14 protein-coding genes are annotated in these 20573 nt (G+C 37.0%); 5 read left to right on the top strand and 9 right to left on the bottom strand.

Going from position 1 to position 20573, the window contains the following annotated elements; all coding sequences use genetic code 11:
* Positions 1-36 precede the first annotated feature (36 nt).
* Both B3C16_RS10815 and B3C16_RS10810 read right to left on the bottom strand, forming a co-directional pair.
* Positions 37-1269, bottom strand: coding sequence for a cation:dicarboxylate symporter family transporter (locus B3C16_RS10815; RefSeq protein WP_291131541.1), 1233 nt, complete (start codon positions 1267-1269; stop codon positions 37-39).
* A 110-nt stretch (positions 1270-1379) separates the two neighbouring features.
* Positions 1380-1571: a hypothetical protein gene (locus B3C16_RS10810; RefSeq protein ID WP_291131539.1), complete on the bottom strand. Its 192-nt coding sequence runs from the start codon at positions 1569-1571 to the stop codon at positions 1380-1382.
* A gap of 88 nt (positions 1572-1659) precedes the next feature.
* Between B3C16_RS10810 and rpsA the strand changes: the two genes are divergently transcribed.
* Both rpsA and B3C16_RS10800 read left to right on the top strand, forming a co-directional pair.
* The gene (rpsA, locus tag B3C16_RS10805; RefSeq protein WP_121313120.1) at positions 1660-3435 is read left to right on the top strand and encodes a 30S ribosomal protein S1; all 1776 of its coding nucleotides are present in this window, start codon (positions 1660-1662) and stop codon (positions 3433-3435) included.
* Between the two features lie 228 nt (positions 3436-3663).
* Positions 3664-4185 carry a helix-turn-helix domain-containing protein gene (locus tag B3C16_RS10800; RefSeq protein WP_291131538.1) on the top strand — a complete coding sequence of 174 codons (522 nt, stop codon included), beginning with the start codon at positions 3664-3666 and terminating at the stop codon, positions 4183-4185.
* A 38-nt stretch (positions 4186-4223) separates the two neighbouring features.
* On the opposite strand, the gene B3C16_RS10795 is transcribed toward B3C16_RS10800, so the two are convergent.
* The 7 genes from B3C16_RS10795 to recG form a co-directional block, all read right to left on the bottom strand.
* Positions 4224-4934: a hypothetical protein gene (locus tag B3C16_RS10795; RefSeq protein ID WP_291131537.1), complete on the bottom strand. Its 711-nt coding sequence runs from the start codon at positions 4932-4934 to the stop codon at positions 4224-4226.
* A 166-nt stretch (positions 4935-5100) separates the two neighbouring features.
* Positions 5101-7560 carry a phenylalanine--tRNA ligase subunit beta gene (gene pheT / locus B3C16_RS10790; protein ID WP_349680459.1) on the bottom strand — a complete coding sequence of 820 codons (2460 nt, stop codon included), beginning with the start codon at positions 7558-7560 and terminating at the stop codon, positions 5101-5103.
* A gap of 211 nt (positions 7561-7771) precedes the next feature.
* Positions 7772-8635, bottom strand: coding sequence for a bestrophin family protein (locus tag B3C16_RS10785; RefSeq protein WP_121313124.1), 864 nt, complete (start codon positions 8633-8635; stop codon positions 7772-7774).
* 31 nt (positions 8636-8666) lie between these two features.
* Entirely contained in the window at positions 8667-9974 is a 1308-nt protein-coding gene (locus B3C16_RS10780) for a TolC family protein (protein ID WP_121313125.1), read from the bottom strand.
* A gap of 11 nt (positions 9975-9985) precedes the next feature.
* Positions 9986-13099 (bottom strand): efflux RND transporter permease subunit, encoded by a 3114-nt coding sequence (locus B3C16_RS10775; RefSeq protein WP_291131533.1) that lies wholly within the window; start codon positions 13097-13099, stop codon positions 9986-9988.
* A 2-nt stretch (positions 13100-13101) separates the two neighbouring features.
* On the bottom strand, positions 13102-14154 hold the full coding sequence (locus B3C16_RS10770) for an efflux RND transporter periplasmic adaptor subunit (protein WP_291131531.1): 1053 nt from the start codon (positions 14152-14154) through the stop codon (positions 13102-13104).
* Positions 14155-14265: 111 nt separating this feature from the next.
* The gene (gene recG, locus B3C16_RS10765; protein WP_121313128.1) at positions 14266-16371 is read right to left on the bottom strand and encodes an ATP-dependent DNA helicase RecG; all 2106 of its coding nucleotides are present in this window, start codon (positions 16369-16371) and stop codon (positions 14266-14268) included.
* Positions 16372-16493: 122 nt separating this feature from the next.
* On the opposite strand from recG, the gene B3C16_RS10760 reads away from it, so the two are divergent.
* The 3 genes from B3C16_RS10760 to B3C16_RS10750 are packed head-to-tail and all read left to right on the top strand — an operon-like array spanning position 16494 to position 20534.
* A complete protein-coding gene (locus B3C16_RS10760) occupies positions 16494-17546 on the top strand; it encodes an acyltransferase family protein (protein ID WP_121313129.1) in 1053 nt (350 codons plus the stop codon).
* 22 nt (positions 17547-17568) lie between these two features.
* Entirely contained in the window at positions 17569-19632 is a 2064-nt protein-coding gene (locus B3C16_RS10755; protein WP_291131527.1) for a M1 family metallopeptidase, read from the top strand.
* Positions 19629-20534 carry a patatin-like phospholipase family protein gene (locus B3C16_RS10750; protein WP_291131525.1) on the top strand — a complete coding sequence of 302 codons (906 nt, stop codon included), beginning with the start codon at positions 19629-19631 and terminating at the stop codon, positions 20532-20534. The genes B3C16_RS10755 and B3C16_RS10750 overlap by 4 nt, the downstream gene beginning before the upstream one ends.
* The last annotated feature ends 39 nt before the right edge of the window (positions 20535-20573 follow it).

The raw sequence follows: 20573 nt of genomic DNA, 5'->3' as shown, positions 1-20573 counted from the left end.
AGCCTTTCAATTTTGAAAGGCTTTTTTATTGATCAATTAATCCAAATCCATGGGGTTTTCCGGATTTACAAATTCATTTTCGTTTTTAGAAATGACGATGGCAGCGACACCGTTTCCAATGAAATTGGTGATGGCTCGCGCTTCGCTCATGAATTTATCGACGCCTAACAGAAAAGCCAAACCTTCTAACGGGATTTTGTGAATTGCCGTTAAGGTCGAAGCCAAAACAATAAAACCACTTCCGGTTACTCCGGCCGCGCCTTTTGACGTAATCATTAGTAATCCGATTATGGTTAGGATTTCCATAAAGCTTAGCTCAACATTGTACAATTGCGCCAGAAAAATAATCGCCATCGAAAGGTAAATCGCGGTTCCGTCCAAGTTAAACGAATAACCCGTTGGCACTACTAATCCAACTACTGATTTACTACAACCCATTTTTTCGAGTTTATTCATTAAATTGGGCAAAGCCGGTTCCGAAGAGGAAGTGCCAAGGACAATCAATAATTCGGCTTTTAAGTATTTGATAAAATCCCAGATACTTATTTTGTAGTAACGAAGAATACTTCCAAGGATGACAAATATAAAAATTGCCATCGTAACATAAACGGTCAGCATCAATTTCCCTAAGGGAATTAAAGTATGCAATCCAAATTTTCCAACGGTATAAGCCATACCGCCAAAAGCACCTAGCGGAGCGAGATACATCACAATTTTTAAAGCCTTGAAAACATATTTTGAAACGATGTATAAAACATCAACCACTTTTTGTCTTTTGCTGTAATAATTTAATAAAATGCCACAAATGATGGCAACGACCAAAACTTGGAGTGTAAAGTTGCTCAGGAAAAACTCGAGCCAATTGAATTCAGCAGACGTGGCGGAAGTATATTTGCTCGCATCCTGAATGTCTAAACCCGATTTGTCAATTTTTCCGGGTTGGATGATATAAGCTGCAACGACACCAATGGCTAAAGCCAAAGTGGTTACGATTTCAAAATAGATTAATGCTTTGATGCCGATGCGCCCGACTTTTTTTAAATCGCCTATACCAGCGATTCCTAAAACGATGGTTAAGAAAATGATTGGTCCGATAAAAATTTTGACCAATTGGATAAACGAATCCCCTACGATTTTCATTTCTTGTCCGGTTTGAGGTTGGAAATGACCGAGTAACACACCGAAAACTATAGCGATTAACACCCAAAACGTTAGATTGGTTGCGATGGTAAATAAGATGGATTCCTTTTTTGGTGTGTCGTTTAGCATAGGTTTTGTAATTGGATTACAAGATACCATTTATTATTATTTAGACCTAACCCGTTTTTAAAACCTGTTAGGTCTTTTTTTGTTGCCAAGAATACCAGACCAATCCTCATTTAGCCCTGATTGTAGTGGCACGAAGTAGAACGGAAAGCAGGAAAACGGAAACCAATGATTCCCAATCCATTCGCTCCTAAATCTGAACCTCTTTTCTCTTTGTTCTTTTGTCTATTTTCTTGTGTTAATTGTTTTGTAATTAAGAAATTATGTTTACTTTTGCAGTCCTTTTGGCGGAGTAGAGTTTCCATTAGGGTTCAACAATTTATATCTAACACTGTTGTGTTGTCTATCGCATTAAGAAACTCAAGAAGCACAGCATACAAATTTTTTATCAGCATGTCTGAATTAAACAAAGAACAACAAGCGTTTTTAAACGAATTTAACTGGCACAATTACGCAGAAGGAATTGATGCAGTAGATCAGAAAAACTTACAAGAGTTTGAAGATTTAGTAACTAAAACTTTCATTTCTACGGATCAAGAAGAAGTAGTAGAAGGTGTGGTAGTTAGAATCACTGACAGAGACGCCATCGTTGACATTAACGCGAAATCAGAAGGAGTTATCTCTTTAAATGAGTTCCGTTACAACCCGGCTTTAAAAGTGGGTGACAAAGTTGAAGTATTAATTGACGTTCGTGAGGACAAAACAGGTCAATTGGTATTATCACACAGAAAAGCAAGAACTATCAAATCATGGGATAGAGTGATTGCTGCCAATGAAACAGGAGAAATCGTTAACGGTTTCGTAAAATGTAGAACTAAAGGTGGTATGATCGTTGACGTTTTCGGTATCGAAGCGTTTTTACCGGGATCACAAATTGATGTGAAACCAATCCGTGATTACGATGTATACGTAAACAAAATGATGGAATTCAAAGTGGTAAAAATTAACCACGAATTCAAAAACGTTGTTGTTTCACACAAAGCGCTTATCGAAGCTGACATCGAAGTTCAGAAAAAAGAAATCATTGGTCAATTAGAAAAAGGACAAGTATTAGAAGGTGTTGTTAAAAACATTACTTCTTATGGTGTGTTTATTGATTTAGGTGGTGTTGATGGATTAATCCACATTACTGACCTTTCTTGGTCAAGAATCAATCACCCAAGTGAAGTATTGGAATTAGACCAAAAATTAAACGTGGTTATCCTTGATTTCGATGATGAGAAAACAAGAATCCAATTAGGTTTAAAACAATTAAACGCTCATCCATGGGATGCTTTAGACTCTAAATTAACTATTGGAGACAAAGTAAAAGGTAAAGTAGTAGTAATCGCTGATTACGGTGCATTTATCGAAGTGGCTGAAGGTGTTGAAGGTTTGATCCACGTTTCTGAAATGTCTTGGTCAACTCACTTGAGAAGTGCTCAGGATTTCGTTAAAGTTGGTGATGTAGTTGAAGCCGTTATCTTGACTCTTGATAGAGATGATAGAAAAATGTCTTTAGGTATCAAACAAATGACACAAGATCCATGGACAGATATCACGTCTAAATATCCTGTAGGTTCTAAACACACAGGTATCGTTAGAAACTTTACTAACTTCGGTATATTCGTTGAGTTAGAAGAAGGAATCGACGGTTTAGTGTATATCTCTGATTTATCTTGGACTAAGAAAATCAAACATCCATCAGAGTTTGTGAACGTAGGTGATCAATTAGAGGTAGTAGTATTAGAATTAGATGTTGACGGTCGTAAGTTATCTTTAGGTCACAAACAAACTACTGCTAATCCTTGGGACAAACATGAAGATGCTTTCGCTGTTGGAACTATCCACAACGGAACTATCGCTGAGATTGTTGACAAAGGTGCTACTGTAGATTTCGGAGATGATGTTGTTGCGTTTATTCCAACACGTCACTTAGAAAAAGAAGATGGTAAGAAATTGAAAAAAGGTGATGAAGCAGAATTCAAAGTAATTGAGTTCAACAAAGAATTCAAAAGAGTTGTAGCTTCACACACTGCTATTTTTAGAGAAGAAGAAGAGAAAAACGTTAAAGCGGTTGCTGAATCAGTAGCTTCTAATAACAATGCTCCTGCTTCAACTCTTGGAGATAACAATGACATTCTTGCCGGATTAAAAGCAAAAATGGAAAAGAACGAGAAAAAGAAATAATTCTTGTTTTTGAATAATAGAAAGCCTCGAGAAATCGGGGCTTTTTTTGTTTATATGCATCACGTAGAGACGCGATTAATCGCGTCTCTCATTTAATAGAAAATTTCTTGTTTCAAAATGAGATTGCAATACAAAATTTGCAACAACAACTGTTTCAAATTTATTTTAGAAAAAGAAAATGAAACACTTTGGCAGCGTTTTTGTTGGAATCGATAAAAAGGTAAGCCAATGGAAAAGCGCGATAATATTAGGGAGTTGTTAGGTATCACCCAATTGGAGATGGCCATGTTGTTAAAAATTAGCAGAGCTCAGTGGTCTATGTATGAATCCGGTAAAAGGAGTTTGCCAACAGCGGCCTTGATCTTACTCGGCAACATAAAAATGCAACTTATGAATTCGGAAGCCCGAGATTTCAAAGCTTTGCCATCTGCTATTCATCAGGAAAATGAAAAAAGAAAAGTACTGGAAGCTTTGTTAAAAGAAAATCAATACCAGTTATTAAAGGTAACCCGAAAAATAGCAACAAGCAGCAAAAAGTATGAAGCTCATATAAGGATGTTGCAGTTGACAGACTTTTTAGCTTCCTCGCAGGAGATTACTGAACCAATGATAAACACCTTAAAGGCAATAGAAACAACAGCCAAAAAAGGGATAGATAAAACCGGATTGCCTTTATTAAAGTTCCGGATACATCAGGCTATTTTGGAAAAGGAAGCATTAGTGCTCAAAGCTGCTTTGGATGAAATATAATTTTAAATAACACGAAATTGGAACCCTTGATTTTTTATTTAAAATGGGTTTTCACTCAGAGCATTTTTATCATCAAATTCCTGAACCATAGAAAAGTTGTCAAAATAGGGATGCGTGAAAAATATTTTTCCACGGCAATTAGTGTTTTTAGATATGGCTTTGTATTTTATATTCCAGACTTTATGAACCTTGCCTGATTTATAATCATAGATTGCGACATTTCCGTCTTTAATGGAATCAATATTAATCTGATAATTATTAAAGGTATAGAAGTCCAATGAAACTGAATCATTTTCAATTTTTTTTACAATTTTAAAGTATTCACTAGTTCCACAACGAGTGGAGGAGGATATTGCCGAATTTAGCTTTTTAGCATGAATCACGTTTAATAAATTTACATACAAATTATTCTTAAGAACCTCTTTTTCGTCTGACAGGATTGACTTTATGGTTTTGCCGATTTTATTTTCATATCCTAACCCTTTTATTTTTTCAAAGATTGTATCGTAATCAGATTTATTTTTAAGTTTTTGAATGGCATCAAAATTTTCGCCAATGGATTTAAAGTATTCTTCATCAAACCTTCTTGGATCATCTTCTCTCTGCTGTTCTAATTCAAGTTTGTATTCTTCTAACTGAACGCTATAATACTTATTGTTTTGTACAAGCAAGTCAAGAATAGTCTTGTCTTCACTTTTATTACAACTATAAAGAACAAAAAGTAGTAAAAGGACACTTGAGTTTTTCATACTGAGTCTATTAAAGTTTAAATATAAATAAAAAATGCCCGAATTTCTTCGAGCATTTCTATTTATATGTAACACGTAGAGACGCGATTAATCGCGTCTCTACGATTAATCGCGTCTCTACGATTAATCACGTCTCTACAATTAATCACGTCTCTACGAATAATATTTATCTCAAACTCGCACCCAATTCATTTTCCATATTCTTCTGCAACTTGTTCATGATTTTGTCAATTTGCTCGTCGGTTAAGGTTTTGGAATTGTCTTGTAAAGTGAAACTCACCGCATATGATTTTTTGCCTTCCGGTAGGTTTTTACCTTGGTAAACATCGAATAAATTAATGTCTTTTAAAAGTGATTTCTCTGTTTGACGCGCAATGTTATAAATCGCATCAAAAGCTACTGATTCGTCTACTAAAAGCGCTAAATCTCTGCGTACTTCAGGATATTTCGGAATGTCAGTAAATTTGATTTTGCTGCCGATAAGTTTTAAAATTAAGTTCCAATTGAAATCAGCAAAGAACACTTCTTGTTTGATATCGAAATGTTTCAAAATCGATTTCTTTACGGTACCAAATTCCACCAAAGTATCATTACCCGAAGCGATTGCCAAGCCTTCAGCAAATACATCAGAGGTTACCGGTTTGTTTTGTACTTTGGTAATGCCCAATCGGTCTAAAACTGAAGTAACATAACCTTTGAATAAAAAGAAATCCGAAGGTTTTTGAGCATTGGTCCAACTTTCTTCATTTCGGTTTCCTGAAACGAATAACGTCAAGTGCTTTGGTTCGTTATAGCCGTTCAGTTCTTTATGATAAGTTTTCCCTAATTCGAATAATTTCAAATCACCATTTCTGCGGTTAATGTTATACGAAACGGCTTCTAAACCCGAGAATAGCATCGACTGACGCATCGCCGACAAGTCATTGCTCAACGGATTCAACATCATGACGTTGTACTCTTCTTTCAGCATTTCGGACAAACCAACATAATCCGGCGTAGTCAAGGAATTCGCCATCATTTCGTGGAAACCTAGACCGTTCAACTGTGCGGCGATGATATTCTGTACTTTATAATCTTCTGTTCGTGCCGAATTGGAAACCGTAGCATTCAACTTTTTGGTAAAATTGATGTTATTGTAACCATAAACACGTAGAATTTCCTCAATTACATCGACTTCACGTTGCACATCCACACGGTAAGACGGAATAATTAATCCCAAACCTGCATCGGAAACGCTGTTGACTTTGATGTCCAATGATGCCAAGATTTTCTTGATGGTTTCTTTAGGTAATTCTTGCCCAATTAATTTTGACGTTTTATCAAAATTTAAAAGAACCGGGAAGTCTTCAATCTTTTTTGGGTAAAAATCTACAATGTCCGAAGTGATTTCGCCACCGGCTACTTCTTTAATCAAAAGTGCGGCACGTTTCAATGCAAATTCGGTAATATTCGGGTCGATTCCTCTTTCAAAACGGAAAGAAGCATCGGTATTCAAAGCATGTCTTTTAGCCGATTTTCTGATAGAAACCGGATTGAAATAGGCGCTTTCCAAGAAAATAGAATTGGTAGTCTCTGAAACGCCTGACCCTTTTCCTCCAAAAACTCCGGCGATGCACAATGGTCCTTTTTCGTCACAAATCATCAAATCTTCTTCGTGTAACGTTCTTTCAACGTCGTCTAAAGTGGTAAATTTTGTGCCGGCAACCGCAGTTTGCACCACAATTTTTCCATTGATTTTCGCAGCATCAAAAGCGTGAAGCGGTTGACCTAAATCGTGTAAAATATAATTGGTAACGTCAACGATGTTATTTTTTGGTGTAAGTCCAATCGCTTTCAAACGATTTTGCAACCATTCCGGTGAAGGTTTTACGGTCAAGCCTGAAAGCGTAACACCGCAATATCTTGGTGCCAACTTGCTGTCTTTAACATCAACGTCTATTTTTAAAGTTCGTTTGTCAATTCTGAAAGTACTTACCGAAGGTGTAATCAACTCGATGTTGCTGTTTTTTTGTAACAGACTGGCACGCAAATCACGCGCTACGCCATAATGTGACATCGCATCGGCACGGTTGGGTGTTAAACCAATTTCGAACACTTCGTCATTTTCTATATTGAATACTTTGGCACAAGGCGTTCCCGGTTTTAAATTGGCGTCCAAAACCATAATCCCGTCATGACTTGTTCCTAAACCAAGTTCGTCTTCGGCACAAATCATTCCGTGACTTTCTTGTCCGCGGATTTTTCCTTTTTTGATTTCGAATTCAACGCCTGCTGCGTCAAACAATTTGGTTCCGATAGTCGCTACCGGTACTTTTTGACCAGCCGCTACATTCGCAGCACCGCATACAATTTGCACCGGAGAACCTTCGCCTAAATCAACGGTAGTAATTTTTAATCGGTCAGCATCGGGATGTTTTTCGCAAGTCAGGACGTGACCAACGACAACGCCTTCTAATCCGCCGCGAACCGATTGGTATTTTTCAACAACTTCCACTTCCAAACCTAAATCGGTTAAGATGGCTGCGGTTTCTTCTGATTTTAAATCTATTTTAATGAATTGTTTTAACCAATTGTAAGAGATTCTCATGTATTGTACTTTAAGGGTGCAAATATAGTTATTGCTGATGAGAGATAAAACAAAATTGTGTCGTTTATCGATGATTGTTGGGTAATATTTTCAATTAGAAGCATCGCATTTTCTTATTTAAGAAAACCTCCTCCCGCTATCCGCGCTACACGGTAGCTAGCTCCACACGAGCGAAGCGACTGCCGAAGGAATCGGGGCTAATGAAAACGTTTGGCTTTTCAAAATAAATCGCAATTGAAACATACAATGGTTACAGTATTTCTTCTATGTGTCGTTTGATGTTTTCCGCGATTTTACCCGTTGGTAAGTCGTTGGCATCAGTACCAAAAGGATCTTCAATTTCTTCGGCAATTAACTCTAAACTTGCTAAAACATAAAAAATAAAAACCACGACAGGAATCACATAATAACCCAAACTAAATACGTAACCAAAAGGTAATGTCATTACGTAAAAGAAAATAAACTTCTTGATGAAAGCGCTGTAAGAGTAGGGAATAGGCGTGTTTTTGATACGTTCACAAGCACCGCAAACATCAGTAAACGATTGTAACTCGGAGTTCAAAATAATCAATTGGTCACCGGAAATTTTACCCGATTGGTGTAAGTCGTGTATCTTTTTAAACAATACTTGTGCTACTTGATTCGGTTTGTGCTTTTCGTGGTTGATTTTTAATTCAACATCTTCAAAAAGAATTTGGCCGACTTCTTCATTACTCAAATGTTTGGATAAAATGGAAGCATAAGTCGGAATCAAAAAGCGCAAGTACCTTTTATCGTGCTCGTCGTTCAACATAGCCGAAAGTTTGATGGCTAAGTTTCGACTGTTGTTTACCAATGAACCCCAAAGTTTTCGGCCTTCCCACCAACGGTCGTAAGCAGTATTCGTGCGATAAGCCAATAATAAAGAAATTACAAAACCTAACATGCCATGCATGATGGAGATGTTTTTGACATGACTTTCTTGGGACAATTTCCAATATTCGACTTCCAAATAGCAAATTCCGGCAGAATACAATCCAATGAAAATCATCATCGGAAATAATTGTCGGAAAGTATCGGCTTTGTGGAATCTGAAAATAAAAGTAATCCAGTCTTTTGGGTTGTATTTTACCATTTTGATATCGAAATTTGAGACCAAAAGTACATTAAAAACTCAAACTTCCTGCTAATTCTTTTAAGGTGATTTCGTGAATTTTAGTCAAATACATCGCATTGCTGTAACGTACTTTGGCATCCAAAAAATTCTGTTGGGCTGTTCTGAATTCGATAGGCGTAATGGTTCCGATTTTGAATTTAGACAACGTAATGTCTAAGTTTTGCTCGGCTATCTCTAAGTTTTTGGCTTCTACTTTGCTAAGTTCTAAATTGGTTTCATAACTCGCAAACGCCGAATTCAATTGACTTTCCAAACTTCTTTTTTGTTGTTCCAACGTAACGTTGGCGCTTTCCAATTGTACTTTGGCAATTTTTTCATTTCGGTTTTGGAGGCTACCATTGAAGATAGGAACCGAAGCATTGATGCCGTAAACCAAACCTCTACCCGAAGATTGCGTAACAAAACCCAACGAAGCTTCCGAACGCGTAAAATTGTAACCTGAAGTAATCCTAACTGTCGGATAACGACCGGCTTTGACTTGCTTGAGTTGTTGTTCTGCGATATTTTTGTTCAATAATTGCGCTTGTAGTTGTGGGTTTTGTTGGTCAGCCGATGATTTGAGTTCGTCATATTTGAGTTGTTCATCAACAGTAATTTCATCGGTTACTATGAAATCGGTTTGTACATCGCGGGCTAGAATTTCATTCAAACGAATTTTAGCAGTTTTGATTAATTCAATTTGCTTGAGACGTAAGCTTTTGTCAGCATTGAGGTCAACTTGTGCGTTTAGGACTTCTAATTTTGCCGCTTTACCAATGCTGTAACGGTTTTGAGCCGTATTCACTCTTTCTTCTGAAATCACAATTGCAGTATCAATCGCAGCCAATTGTTGTTGCTGTTGTACCAAGTCGAAATAGTTTAGATACACATCGCTGATTCTGGTCAGGATAGCCAATTTTAATTCGGCTTCGCCTTGCTTTTGTAAAATGTTCAATTGCTCTTTTCGAGCAAACATTCTCATGCCGTCAAAAACCGTCCAATCTAAGCCAATACCATAAGTTAAATTTAAATTTCGAGCACCATCCAAAGTTCTCTCCGAACCATCAGATTGGGTTTGTGTGGTATTTAAAATACTGTTGTTGTTTACCACAGTGGCGCTAACGGTAGGCAACATTCCGGCATTTCCGATGGTATTGTTGAGTTCGTCAATTTTTAAGTCGTTTTTGGACAACTTAATTTCATAGTTGTTTTCCAAAGCTATTTTAACTGCATCTTCCAGTTTTAATAACTCTTGTGATTGTATTTTTGGCACAAAAACCAACAACAATAAGATGATATATAATGAATTGAATTTCATAGTTTTTACTTTTAACTTGCGTTCTGTTCGGCTTTCAGCCTCGAGTCTAAAGCTTCTAAATTGTCAAATTCCGGTCGGTGTTTCTTTGCTTTCGACCACATTAAATAGAACGCCGGAATTACGAATAAAGTCAGAATCAAGGAGAAAACAGTTCCGCCAACAATCACAACACCCATTCCAATTCTACTCGTTGAAGCGGCACCAAGAGATAAAGCAATTGGTAACGCGCCTAAAGCAATAGCTAAACTAGTCATCAAAATAGGACGCAAACGCGCTTCAGAAGCTTGAATAATAGCATCGTATTTAGGCAAACCTTGTTCTCGCAATTTATTGGCAAATTCGACGATCAGAATTCCGTTCTTCGTGACGAGTCCAATTAACATTACAGTTCCGATTTGGCTAAAGATATTCCAAGTTTGGCCAAACAACCAAAGTGATAACAATGCTCCTGCAACCGCCATTGGCACCGTTAAAATAATAATAAACGGATCGATAAAGCTCTCGAATTGCGCTGCCAAAATCAAATAAATTAACAATAAGGCTAACCCAAAAGCAAATAAGGTATTCGAACTACTTTCTACAAAGTCACGAGATTCTCCGCCTAAGTCGGTTGTAAAACTATTATCTAAGACTTTGGCTTTGATTTCATCCATCGCTTCAATTCCGTCAACCATACTTTTTCCCGGTGCTAAACCTGCGGAAACGGTTGCTGACATATAGCGATTGTTATGATACAATTGCGGTGGATTACTTTGTTCATCGACTTTTACGACATTGTCTAACTGAATCAATTCGCCTAAATTATTTTTGACAAACATTGAAGTTAAATCCAACGGTTCATCTCGGTCTTTTTCGTCAAATTGTCCAATGACTTGGTATTGTTTACCGTTTCTCATAAAGTAACCAAAACGTTGTCCACTTAACGATAATTGCAATGTTTGCGCCACATCCAAAACGGAAATGCCTAAACTTTCTGCTTTTTCTCTGTCGATAGTTACATTGATTTCGGGTTTATTGAATTTCAGGTTTACATCTACATTGGAGAAAGTCTCATTTTTATTGGCTTCTTCCATAAACAGCGGAATCTTTTCACGCAATTGTTCAAAGTTGGGCGCCTGAATAATATATTGTATAGGCAAACCGCCACGACGGTTTACAGAAATGGTAGGTTGTTCTGAAACGGTTACTTTGGCTTGGGAATATTTTTTAGTCCATTTGGTGAAATCATCGGCAATTTCTTTTTGCGAACGCTCACGATCTTCAGGATCATTTAGTGCTAATCGAACTCTTCCTGCATTTACTGAGGAAGACAAGAAACCGGGAGAAGTAATGACTAAGGCTATTTTTTTCTCAGGAATACTGTCGTTGATTAAGTTGGACATATCCTGCATAAAACGATCGGTGTAATCATAAGTTGATCCTTCCGGTGTGGTTACACCGACAACGACCAGATTTCGGTCATCATAAGGTGCAGTTTCTTTTGGTAAAATAGAAAAGAATAGCGCAATGAGTCCAAGACAGACAATTACAATGGGAAAGCTGAACCATTTTTTTTGCATAAAGCTTTCCAAAGCCGAGGCATATCCTTTGTTTAAACCTTCAAAATAAGGTTCGGTAAAAGTGTAGAACTTGGTTTTCTTTTGTTCGCCGCCTTTCATCAAATACGCGTTCAACATTGGCGTAAGCGTTAACGAAACAAAAGCAGAAATTAACACTGCTGCGCCAATGACGACGCCAAACTCTCGGAACAATCGACCGACAAAACCTTCTAAGAAGATGATTGGTAAAAATACGGCCGCTAAAGTGATGGAAATAGAAATCACCGCAAAGAAAATCTCATTCGAGCCTTTGATTGCTGCTTCTATGGGCGACATGCCTTCTTCGACTTTTTTAAAGATATTTTCGGTGACTACAATTCCGTCGTCAACCACTAATCCGGTAGCTAAAACGATGGCTAATAGGGTTAACACATTTATCGAAAAACCACACAAATACATGATGAAAAAAGTCGCAATCAAGGAAACCGGAATATCAATTAACGGTCTGAAGGCGATAGACCAATCACGGAAAAATAAAAAGATAATTAAGATTACCAAAATGATAGAAATCAAAAGGGTTTCGGCTACTTCAATAACAGATTTTTTGATAAAAAGAGTATTGTCTAAAGCAACATTAATTTGAATGTCTTTAGGCAAATCTTTTTTGAAAAGGTCGAATTGTTTGTAAAATTCTTCGGCTATATCTAAGTAATTGGTTCCGGGTTGTGGAATAACTGCCAAAGCGACCATCGGTTGGTCGTTGGCTTTCAGCTGGGTTTCAATATTCTCCGGACCTAATTCGGCTCGACCAATGTCACTCAAACGAACAGTTTTATCTCCATTGGCAATAATAATGATATTGTTGAATTCGGTTTCATTCGACAAGTTCCCCATGGTTTTAACCATCAACTCGGTGTTGGCACCGGTTAATTTTCCCGAGGGTAATTCGACATTTTGTTTTTCCAAAGCGGCTCTGACTTCCGAAACGGTAATGCCGTAAGAACTCAATTTTACAGGATCAATCCAAATGCGCATCGAGTATCTTTTTTGTCCCCAAATTTGAACGCTACTCACACCGGGAATCGTTTGCAAACGTTCGGCGATTACATTTTCGGCATAATCGCTCAATTCCAATACGTTTTTGGTATCGCTTTGAACCGTCATTGAAATAATCGCTTCAGAATCGGCATCTGCCTTAGAAACTACCGGAGGTGCATCAATATCTTGCGGCAAACTTCTGATGGCTTGCGATACTTTATCACGAACATCATTGGCCGCTTCTTCCAGGTTTTTCTCTAACTTAAATTCGATAGTAATATTACTCGAACCTTGGTTACTCGAAGAAGTAATATTTCGAATTCCGTCGATGGAATTGATGGCTTTTTCTAAAGGTTCGGTGATTTGCGATTCGATAATTTCGGCATTCGCACCGGTGTAATTGGTACGTACCGAAATTTGCGCCGGATCAATTGAAGGAAATTCTCTTACGCCCAAATAGCTGTAACCAATAATTCCGAAAAGAACAATGGTCAGGTTAATTACAATCGTAAAAACCGGTCGTTTGATACTTAAAGTGGATAAACTCATAATTATTTAAGTTTTACTTTAATGTCTGCTTCCTCTTTTAAGGACATTACTCCGGAAGTCAGTACCGTATCACCGATTTTCAGCCCTGAAGTAACAACAACATCTTTATCGGTTCGGGTTAAGGTTGTAATTTTTATTTCTTTCGCCTTACCGTTGTTGGCAATAAACACTTTTTTACCATCTTGAATCGGAACAATCGCTTCCGTTGGAATGATGATAGCATCTTTGATGTTTTTCAAAGGCAATTCGATATTCGCAAAAGTTCCGGGCAATAATTTTCCGTTAGAATTGTCTGTCAATGCTCTGATTTGCAATGTTCTTGTAGTGGCTTCAATAGCCGGTTCCAAAGCGTAAATCTTGGCAGTGAATTTGTCGGTTACATTCGGCACTGTAAAAGTGATTACAGCATTTTTATTAATCTCAGAAGCGTATTTTTCAGGAATAGAGAACGTGATTTTTAATGGATTGGTACTAACTAATTTGGCTATCAAAGTCGCCGGCGTGACATAAGTTCCCGGAGAAATACTTCTCAAACCAATCTTTCCGGAAAATGGTGCTCTTACCGTGGTTTTACCAATTTGTGCTTGTATCAATTGGGTTTGTGCTTTAGCGGTTCTGAAATCGGCACTGGCGATGTCATATTCTTCTTGGCTGATGGCTTCTTTTTGTAGCAGTAATTTGGCTCTTCTTTCGTTTTCTGAAGACAAACTTTCTCTGGTTTTGGCTTGAGCCAATTGCGCTCTGAGTTCTATATCATTGACTTTAAATAAGACTTGCCCTTTGCTGACATTGCTGCCTTCTGTGAAAGAAATGGTTTCTACAATTCCGGAAACTTCACTTCTGATTTCAATTTGCTCATTGGCTTCAATAGAACCGGAAAGCGAAATGGTATTGGAAAAATCTTGACCTTTTACAACAAACGCACTAACCCCAATAGGCGGTTTTTTATCATTTTTGTCTTTTCCTTTTTCGGCTTTGTTCTTGGTGATTCTGTATACAATCATTCCTCCGAGAGCAATGACTAAAATGGCGATGACAATATTTTTTACTTTCATTGAAATTCTTCGTCTTAATTAGATGATAGTTGTTCATGCAAATCTAATTCTTACCAATGAAAACGGCGGTACACTTAGTTTTTATTTAACACTTGTAGGTACAAATATGGATTAACTGATGTAATTCCATATATTTTTCTTTTTTGTGAGTTCAATAAAGACCGCTCGAAGACTTTGGTGTTCGGGTAAAGTCATTGAAGCATCTTTTTTCAGAAGTTTTAAGGCTTCGTGTCGTGCCAAAAGCAAAATGTCTTTGTCTTTGACCAAATCGGCAATTTGCAAATTCAACACACCACTTTGTTGTTTGCCCATAATATCGCCCGGACCGCGGAGTTTTAAATCGACTTCGGCAATTTCAAAACCATCGTTGGTTTTTACCATAGTCTCTAAGCGAATTTTACTATCGCTCGACAATTTGAAAGAAGTCATTAAAATGCAATAACTTTGTTCGGCACCACGACCAACGCGACCGCGAAGCTGATGTAATTGTGACAAGCCAAAACGTTCGGCGCTTTCAATAATCATGACACTGGCATTCGGAATATTGACCCCAACTTCAATCACAGTAGTCGCCACCATAATATTGGTTTTGCCTTCTGCGAAGCGTTTCATTTCGGCATCTTTATCAGCAGGTTTCATTTTGCCGTGAACGATGGAAATACTGTATTGTGGTAAAGGAAAATCTCTCGAAATACTTTCGTAGCCATCCATCAAATCTTTGTAATCCATTGTTTCACTTTCTTTAATCAAAGGATAAACGATGTAGATTTGGCGGCCTTTTGCAATTTCGTCTTTAATAAACTTCCACACTTTCAAACGGTTGCTGTCATATCGATGTACGGTTTGGATTGGTTTTCTTCCCGGTGGCAATTCGTCGATGACAGAAATATCCAAATCGCCATACAAACTCATCGCCAGTGTTCTCGGAATAGGCGTAGCAGTCATCACCAAAACATGTGGTGGAATGTCGTTTTTTTGCCAAAGTTTGGAACGTTGTTCTACTCCAAAACGATGTTGCTCGTCAATAATCGCCAAACCCAAATTATTAAATTTTACTTTGTCTTCGAGTAAAGCGTGAGTTCCAATAAGTATATGAAGACTACCATTTTCCAACGCTTCGTGAATGATTTTCCGTTCCGCAGTTTTGGTTGAACCGGTGAGTATTTTGATATTGATGTTAAGATCTTTAGCCAATTCGGTTAAGCCGTTGTAATGTTGGTTGGCCAAAATTTCCGTTGGCGCCATCAAGCAACTTTGGAAACCATTATCCAACGCAATCAACATCGCCATTAAAGCAACAATCGTTTTTCCCGAACCAACATCGCCTTGTAATAATCGGTTCATTTGAGCATTTGTGCCCATGTCGTTTCGAATTTCTTTAAGCACTTTTTTCTGCGCATTCGTCAACTCAAACGGCAAATGGTTTTGGTAGAAATTATTGAAATTGTCACCAACAATCGTAAACGGATGCCCTTTAATCTTATGCTTGCGAACCAGGTTTTTGGTAATCAATTGCAATTGGATAAAAAACAATTCTTCAAATTTTAATCGGAATTGCGCTTTCGCCAAAAGTTCGGGGCTTTTAGGGAAATGAATGTTGAATAACGCTGCGTTTTTTGGAATCAACTTTAGTTCCTCGATTAAATATTGAGGTAGCGTTTCTGAAAATTGAGCTTGGGTTTCCAAAAAAACTTGTTGCATCATTTTATTCACCACACGATTGGAAATGCCGCGATTGGTTAAAGTTTCGGTTGATGGATAAACCGGTTGCATCGCCGAACGTAAACTTTGTTCGTGTTCGTTTAGCAGTTCCATTTCCGGATGCGCCATGCTGTATTGACCGTTGAAATTGGTTACTTTTCCAAAAATAACATAAGGTGTATTGAGCTTTAACGTATCGCGAATCCATTTGTGACCTTGGAACCAGTTGAGTTCCATTTGACCGGTTTCGTCTACGAAAGAAGCGACTAATCTTTTTTTGGCTTTGCCAAATTCGACGGTTTTAATATTGATGATTTTGCCAATAATTTGTACTTCAGCCGGATTGTTATTCAGTTCGTTAATCTTGTAATAACGAGTTCTGTCAATGTAACGATTCGGGTAAAAATTAAGTAAATCTTCATAGCGGTGAATGCCAATTTCCTTGCGCAACAATTCTCCGCGTTGCGGACCAACGCCTTTGAGGTATTCGATGGGAGTTTGCAGAAGATTATTCATGAAATACTATGAAGACACTTAAAAAGTATGTACATGCGAATATAGTTTATTTTTTTAGCTTAAATTTCATTTTATATTGATTTGAAATTCTATATTTATTTTTTTTCTGACTTACTATTTTTATGACTAAATACATCTCCGGATTAAATGGTATTAGGGCAATAGCTGTTCTTATGGTAATTATTTGGCATAGATTTCCTGAGGGTCATTTTATGAAAATGATACCTGTTGGCCCTTTTGGGGTTAATATTTTTTTTGTTTTAAGTGGATACTTGATTTCTAGGATTTTATTTGAAGGGGTGTTAAAAATTAAAGCGAAAACGGCAACAAGCTACCAACTTATTAAGAGTTTTGTGATAAGGCGTAGTCTAAGAATATTTCCAATCTATTATATAGTGCTGTTTTTAATGTATTTCACAGATGGGATTATCGGCAATAGTTTTCGGGATAATTTTGCTTGGTATTTCTTTTATGCCAGCAATTATCTTATTTATAATGAAGGCAGATGGTTTGGCTGTTTGGCGCATTTATGGTCACTGGCTGTTGAAGAACAGTTTTATTTGGTTTGGCCCTTTTTGGTATTGGTGTTTTTCAGAAATAGAATTTTAGGACTTTTATTGACAGCCATTTTGGTTGGAACTTTGGCTCCGTTATTTATGGATGGAATTACTTATGTGTTGACCGTTTCGTGTATTAATGCTTTTGGAATTGGCGCCTTATTGGCTTACGTAGAAGTCATTAAACCACAATGGAAATCGGTTTTTATTAAAATAGTATCGGTGCTCGCTGTTGTTTCGGTGATTTTTATTTTTGTGCACTATTTTGTTTACGAGTTCTCAATATTTTTTGACCGTTTTTTGGTGTCTTGTATTGCGGTGGCTATTATTGCCTATTGTCGTTACCATCAAGATAGTTTTTTAGTTACTAAAATTCTTGAAAACAAAATGTTAAGTTTTATTGGTTTAATCAGTTATGGAGTATATTTATATCACAATATAGTACCAAGATATTGGATTGTTGTATTGAATCGATTAGACGTGAAAACGCCTTCAACTTTGGGTAATTTTTCTTATTTAGAATTTTTTATTCAAACTGCTTTTGTTATTTTTATCAGCTATTTGTCTTGGGTTATCATTGAAAAACCCATCTTAAAATGGAAAGATAAATTAACCTAGTTCAAATCGAAACCCTATCGCTATGAAATACTTTTTCTTTCTCTTTTCCTTTATTTCTTTTGCCCAACAAACCCCAAAAGTGGATTTTATCAAATGCAATGCTTCCGTATATCCGGAAATGGAAACTAAAAAAGTGGATGGCGTTGTTACCTATGAATTCAAAGTGATTTCGGCTATTGATTCGATTAGAATTGATGCTGTGAATATGACTTTTAGCACAGTTGAAATTAATGGAAAATCAGTAAAATTTAAAAATAACAACAAAGAGTTAGTGCTGTTCGAAGGTTTTGTAAAAGGCAAAAACAAACTTAAATTTGTTTACCAAGCTTTTCCCAAGCAAACCATGTATTTTAATGTCGGAAGCAACCAAATTTGGACACAAGGACAAGGCAAATATACCAGTCATTGGTTGCCGAGTTTTGATGATGTTAATGAGAAATTGGTTTTTAATTTGAATGTTACCTATGATGAGAATTATAATGTATTGGTGAATGGCATTTTAAAGGAAACTTTTCCGGATAAAGACAAAAAAATATGGCTTTACGAAATGCAAAAACCAATGAGTTCCTATTTATTGGCAATGGTCATCGGTGATTTCAGAAATAAAGTCATTGCTTCCAAATCGGGTATTCCGTTGCAGTTTTTTATCCAGCCGAAAGACACAGCCAAGTTTGAGTCAACTTATCGCCATTCGAAGAAAATGTTTGATTATTTGGAGAAAGAAATTGGTTTTAAATATCCTTGGCAAATCTACAAGCAAATCCCGGTAGAAGATTTTCTTTACGCGGGAATGGAGAATACAAGTTGTACCATTTTTGCGCAAGATTTCGTCGTAGATGATATTGGTTTCAACGATAGAAATTATGTGAATGTCAACGCACATGAGTTGGCACACCAGTGGTTTGGCGATTTGGTTACGGCAAAATCAGGGAAAGACCATTGGTTGCAAGAAGGTTTTGCGACTTATTATGCTTTGTTGGCAGAACGCGAAGTTTTTGGCGATGATTATTTTTACCATCAATTGTATCGAACTTCCTTGCAATTGAAAAATGCTGCTAAAACCGATACGATTCCGGTGATGAATGAGAAAGCAAGTTCGTTGTCATTTTACCAAAAAGGCGCTTGGGCTTTGCATGTTATTCGCGAAGCTATCGGTCCGAAGTTGTTTCAAAAAGCAGTGAAAACCTATTTGAAAAAGCACCAATTTAAAAATGTAGAAACGGATGATTTCTTAGCCGAAATAAAGAAAGCAGCTCCGGCATTTGACACAGAAGAGTTCAAAAAAGTTTGGCTGGAAGATTATCATTTTCAAACCGATGAAGCCAATGTATTGTTGAGGAAAAATGCTTTTATGCGAACGCTTTTTGAAACCCAACAATTGCGTAAAAAATCTTTGGCAGAAAACAGACAAAAATTCTCGACGTTATTAGAAACCGATGTTTTTTATCCGGTGAAAACGGAGATTTTGTACCAATTAGCAGCCGTTTCATTTGAAGATAAAGCAGCGTTTTTGACTTTGGCTATGCAAACTAATAATGTTAAAGTTCGCCAAGCTGTGGCAGAATTTACTACTGAAATTCCTATAGCGTTTAAATTGCAATACGAGTTATTATTAGACGATGCTTCTTATGAAACCAAAGAAATTGCTTTTATGAATTTATGGAAAAATTTTCCGGAAAGTCGAGTAACTTATTTGGCGAAAGCCCAAAACTGGATAGGCGGAAACGACAAGAGTTTGCGAATACTGTTTTTGACATTCTCGATTCTATCTGATGAAAAAGAAAGTGCTGAAAAAACAAGTTATTATAATGAATTAGTCGATTATACTTCGGCTAAATATGAAAGTTCAGTACGCCAAAATGCTATCAGCAATATGTTGTCCATAAATATTAAAGATACAGCAGTTTTAAAAAGCTTGGTCAATGCGACAACGCATCACAAATGGCAGTTCAGCAAGTTTGGACGTGATAAGATTCGGCAGTTAATGAAAGATGAAACTATTCGTGGATTGTTTGAGTCGTTATTGCCAACATTACCCGAAACCGATAAAAGCCAATTGCAAAAACTGTTAAACGAAAAACCATGAGAGCCTTAGTGATTTCGGGTGGCGGAAGTAAAGGTGCATTTGCAGGCGGCGTTGCGCAATATTTAATGCAGGAAAACGGTTGTGAATATGATATTCTTATCGGTAGTTCGACCGGAAGTTTGTTGATTCCGCATTTGGCTTTAGGTGAAGTCGATAAGATTTACAATATCTATTCTAATGTCAATATGCGCAGTATTTTTGACATCAGTCCGTTTGTGGTCAAAAACAAAAATACGCCTAATGAAACCGTTTCCATTAATCACTGGAACGTTTTGAAACAGTTTTTAAAAGGCAGAAGAACTTTTGGTGAAAGCCATAAACTTTTGGAATACATTAAAGAAAATTTCACCAGAGAAGAGTTTGTGTTGCTCAAATCAACGGCTTGCGAAGTAGTGGTTACGGTAACTAATCTTTCCAAAAATGAAGTCGAATACAAATCGATTAAGGATTACGATTACGATGAGTTTTGTGAATGGATTTGGATTTCGTGTAATTATATTCCGTTCATGAGCTTGGTGACCAAAAACGGATATGAATATGGCGATGGCGGTTTTTCGAGTTTGGTTCCGATTCGGGAAGCTATTAACCGCGGTGCCACTGAAGTCGATGTTGTAATCTTAGAGACCGAAGTCCAAGTTCGTACCAAAAAAATTGGCAGAAATCCTTTTTCCTTGATGATTGATTTGTTTCAAACGCTTTTGACACAAGTAGAAAAGCACGACATTACCATTGGAAAACTGGCGGCCAAAAATAAAGAGGCCAAACTCAATTTATACTATACACCAACACAACTCACGGACAACGCTTTGATATTTAACAAAGACAAGATGAAAGACTGGTGGCATAAAGGCTATCAATACGCTAAAAATAAGAGCGAATTGATGAGTGATAATTTGCAGTAACACATTTCTATTGAAAATAATCTTACTTTTAAATCATTT

It is taken from the genome of Flavobacterium sp. UBA7682, assembly GCF_002482945.1.
Lineage (GTDB): Bacteria > Bacteroidota > Bacteroidia > Flavobacteriales > Flavobacteriaceae > Flavobacterium.
Note: the sequence above shows the minus strand (reverse complement) of the source record. Positions and strands in the feature narration are given on the sequence as shown.

Excerpts from the sequence above, each read along its gene's own strand:
- B3C16_RS10780 (WP_121313125.1), bottom strand. The coding sequence starts at position 9,974 with ATGAAATTCAATTCATTATATATCATCTTATTGTTGTTGGTTTTTGTG.
- B3C16_RS10775 (WP_291131533.1), bottom strand. The coding sequence starts at position 13,099 with ATGAGTTTATCCACTTTAAGTATCAAACGACCGGTTTTTACGATTGTA.
- B3C16_RS10760 (WP_121313129.1), top strand. The coding sequence starts at position 16,494 with ATGACTAAATACATCTCCGGATTAAATGGTATTAGGGCAATAGCTGTT.
- B3C16_RS10785 (WP_121313124.1), bottom strand. The coding sequence starts at position 8,635 with ATGGTAAAATACAACCCAAAAGACTGGATTACTTTTATTTTCAGATTC.
- B3C16_RS10770 (WP_291131531.1), bottom strand. The coding sequence starts at position 14,154 with ATGAAAGTAAAAAATATTGTCATCGCCATTTTAGTCATTGCTCTCGGA.
- B3C16_RS10795 (WP_291131537.1), bottom strand. The coding sequence starts at position 4,934 with ATGAAAAACTCAAGTGTCCTTTTACTACTTTTTGTTCTTTATAGTTGT.
- B3C16_RS10755 (WP_291131527.1), top strand. The coding sequence starts at position 17,569 with ATGAAATACTTTTTCTTTCTCTTTTCCTTTATTTCTTTTGCCCAACAA.
- B3C16_RS10810 (WP_291131539.1), bottom strand. The coding sequence starts at position 1,571 with ATGGAAACTCTACTCCGCCAAAAGGACTGCAAAAGTAAACATAATTTC.
- recG (WP_121313128.1), bottom strand. The coding sequence starts at position 16,371 with ATGAATAATCTTCTGCAAACTCCCATCGAATACCTCAAAGGCGTTGGT.
- B3C16_RS10750 (WP_291131525.1), top strand. The coding sequence starts at position 19,629 with ATGAGAGCCTTAGTGATTTCGGGTGGCGGAAGTAAAGGTGCATTTGCA.
- rpsA (WP_121313120.1), top strand. The coding sequence starts at position 1,660 with ATGTCTGAATTAAACAAAGAACAACAAGCGTTTTTAAACGAATTTAAC.
- B3C16_RS10815 (WP_291131541.1), bottom strand. The coding sequence starts at position 1,269 with ATGCTAAACGACACACCAAAAAAGGAATCCATCTTATTTACCATCGCA.
- B3C16_RS10800 (WP_291131538.1), top strand. The coding sequence starts at position 3,664 with ATGGAAAAGCGCGATAATATTAGGGAGTTGTTAGGTATCACCCAATTG.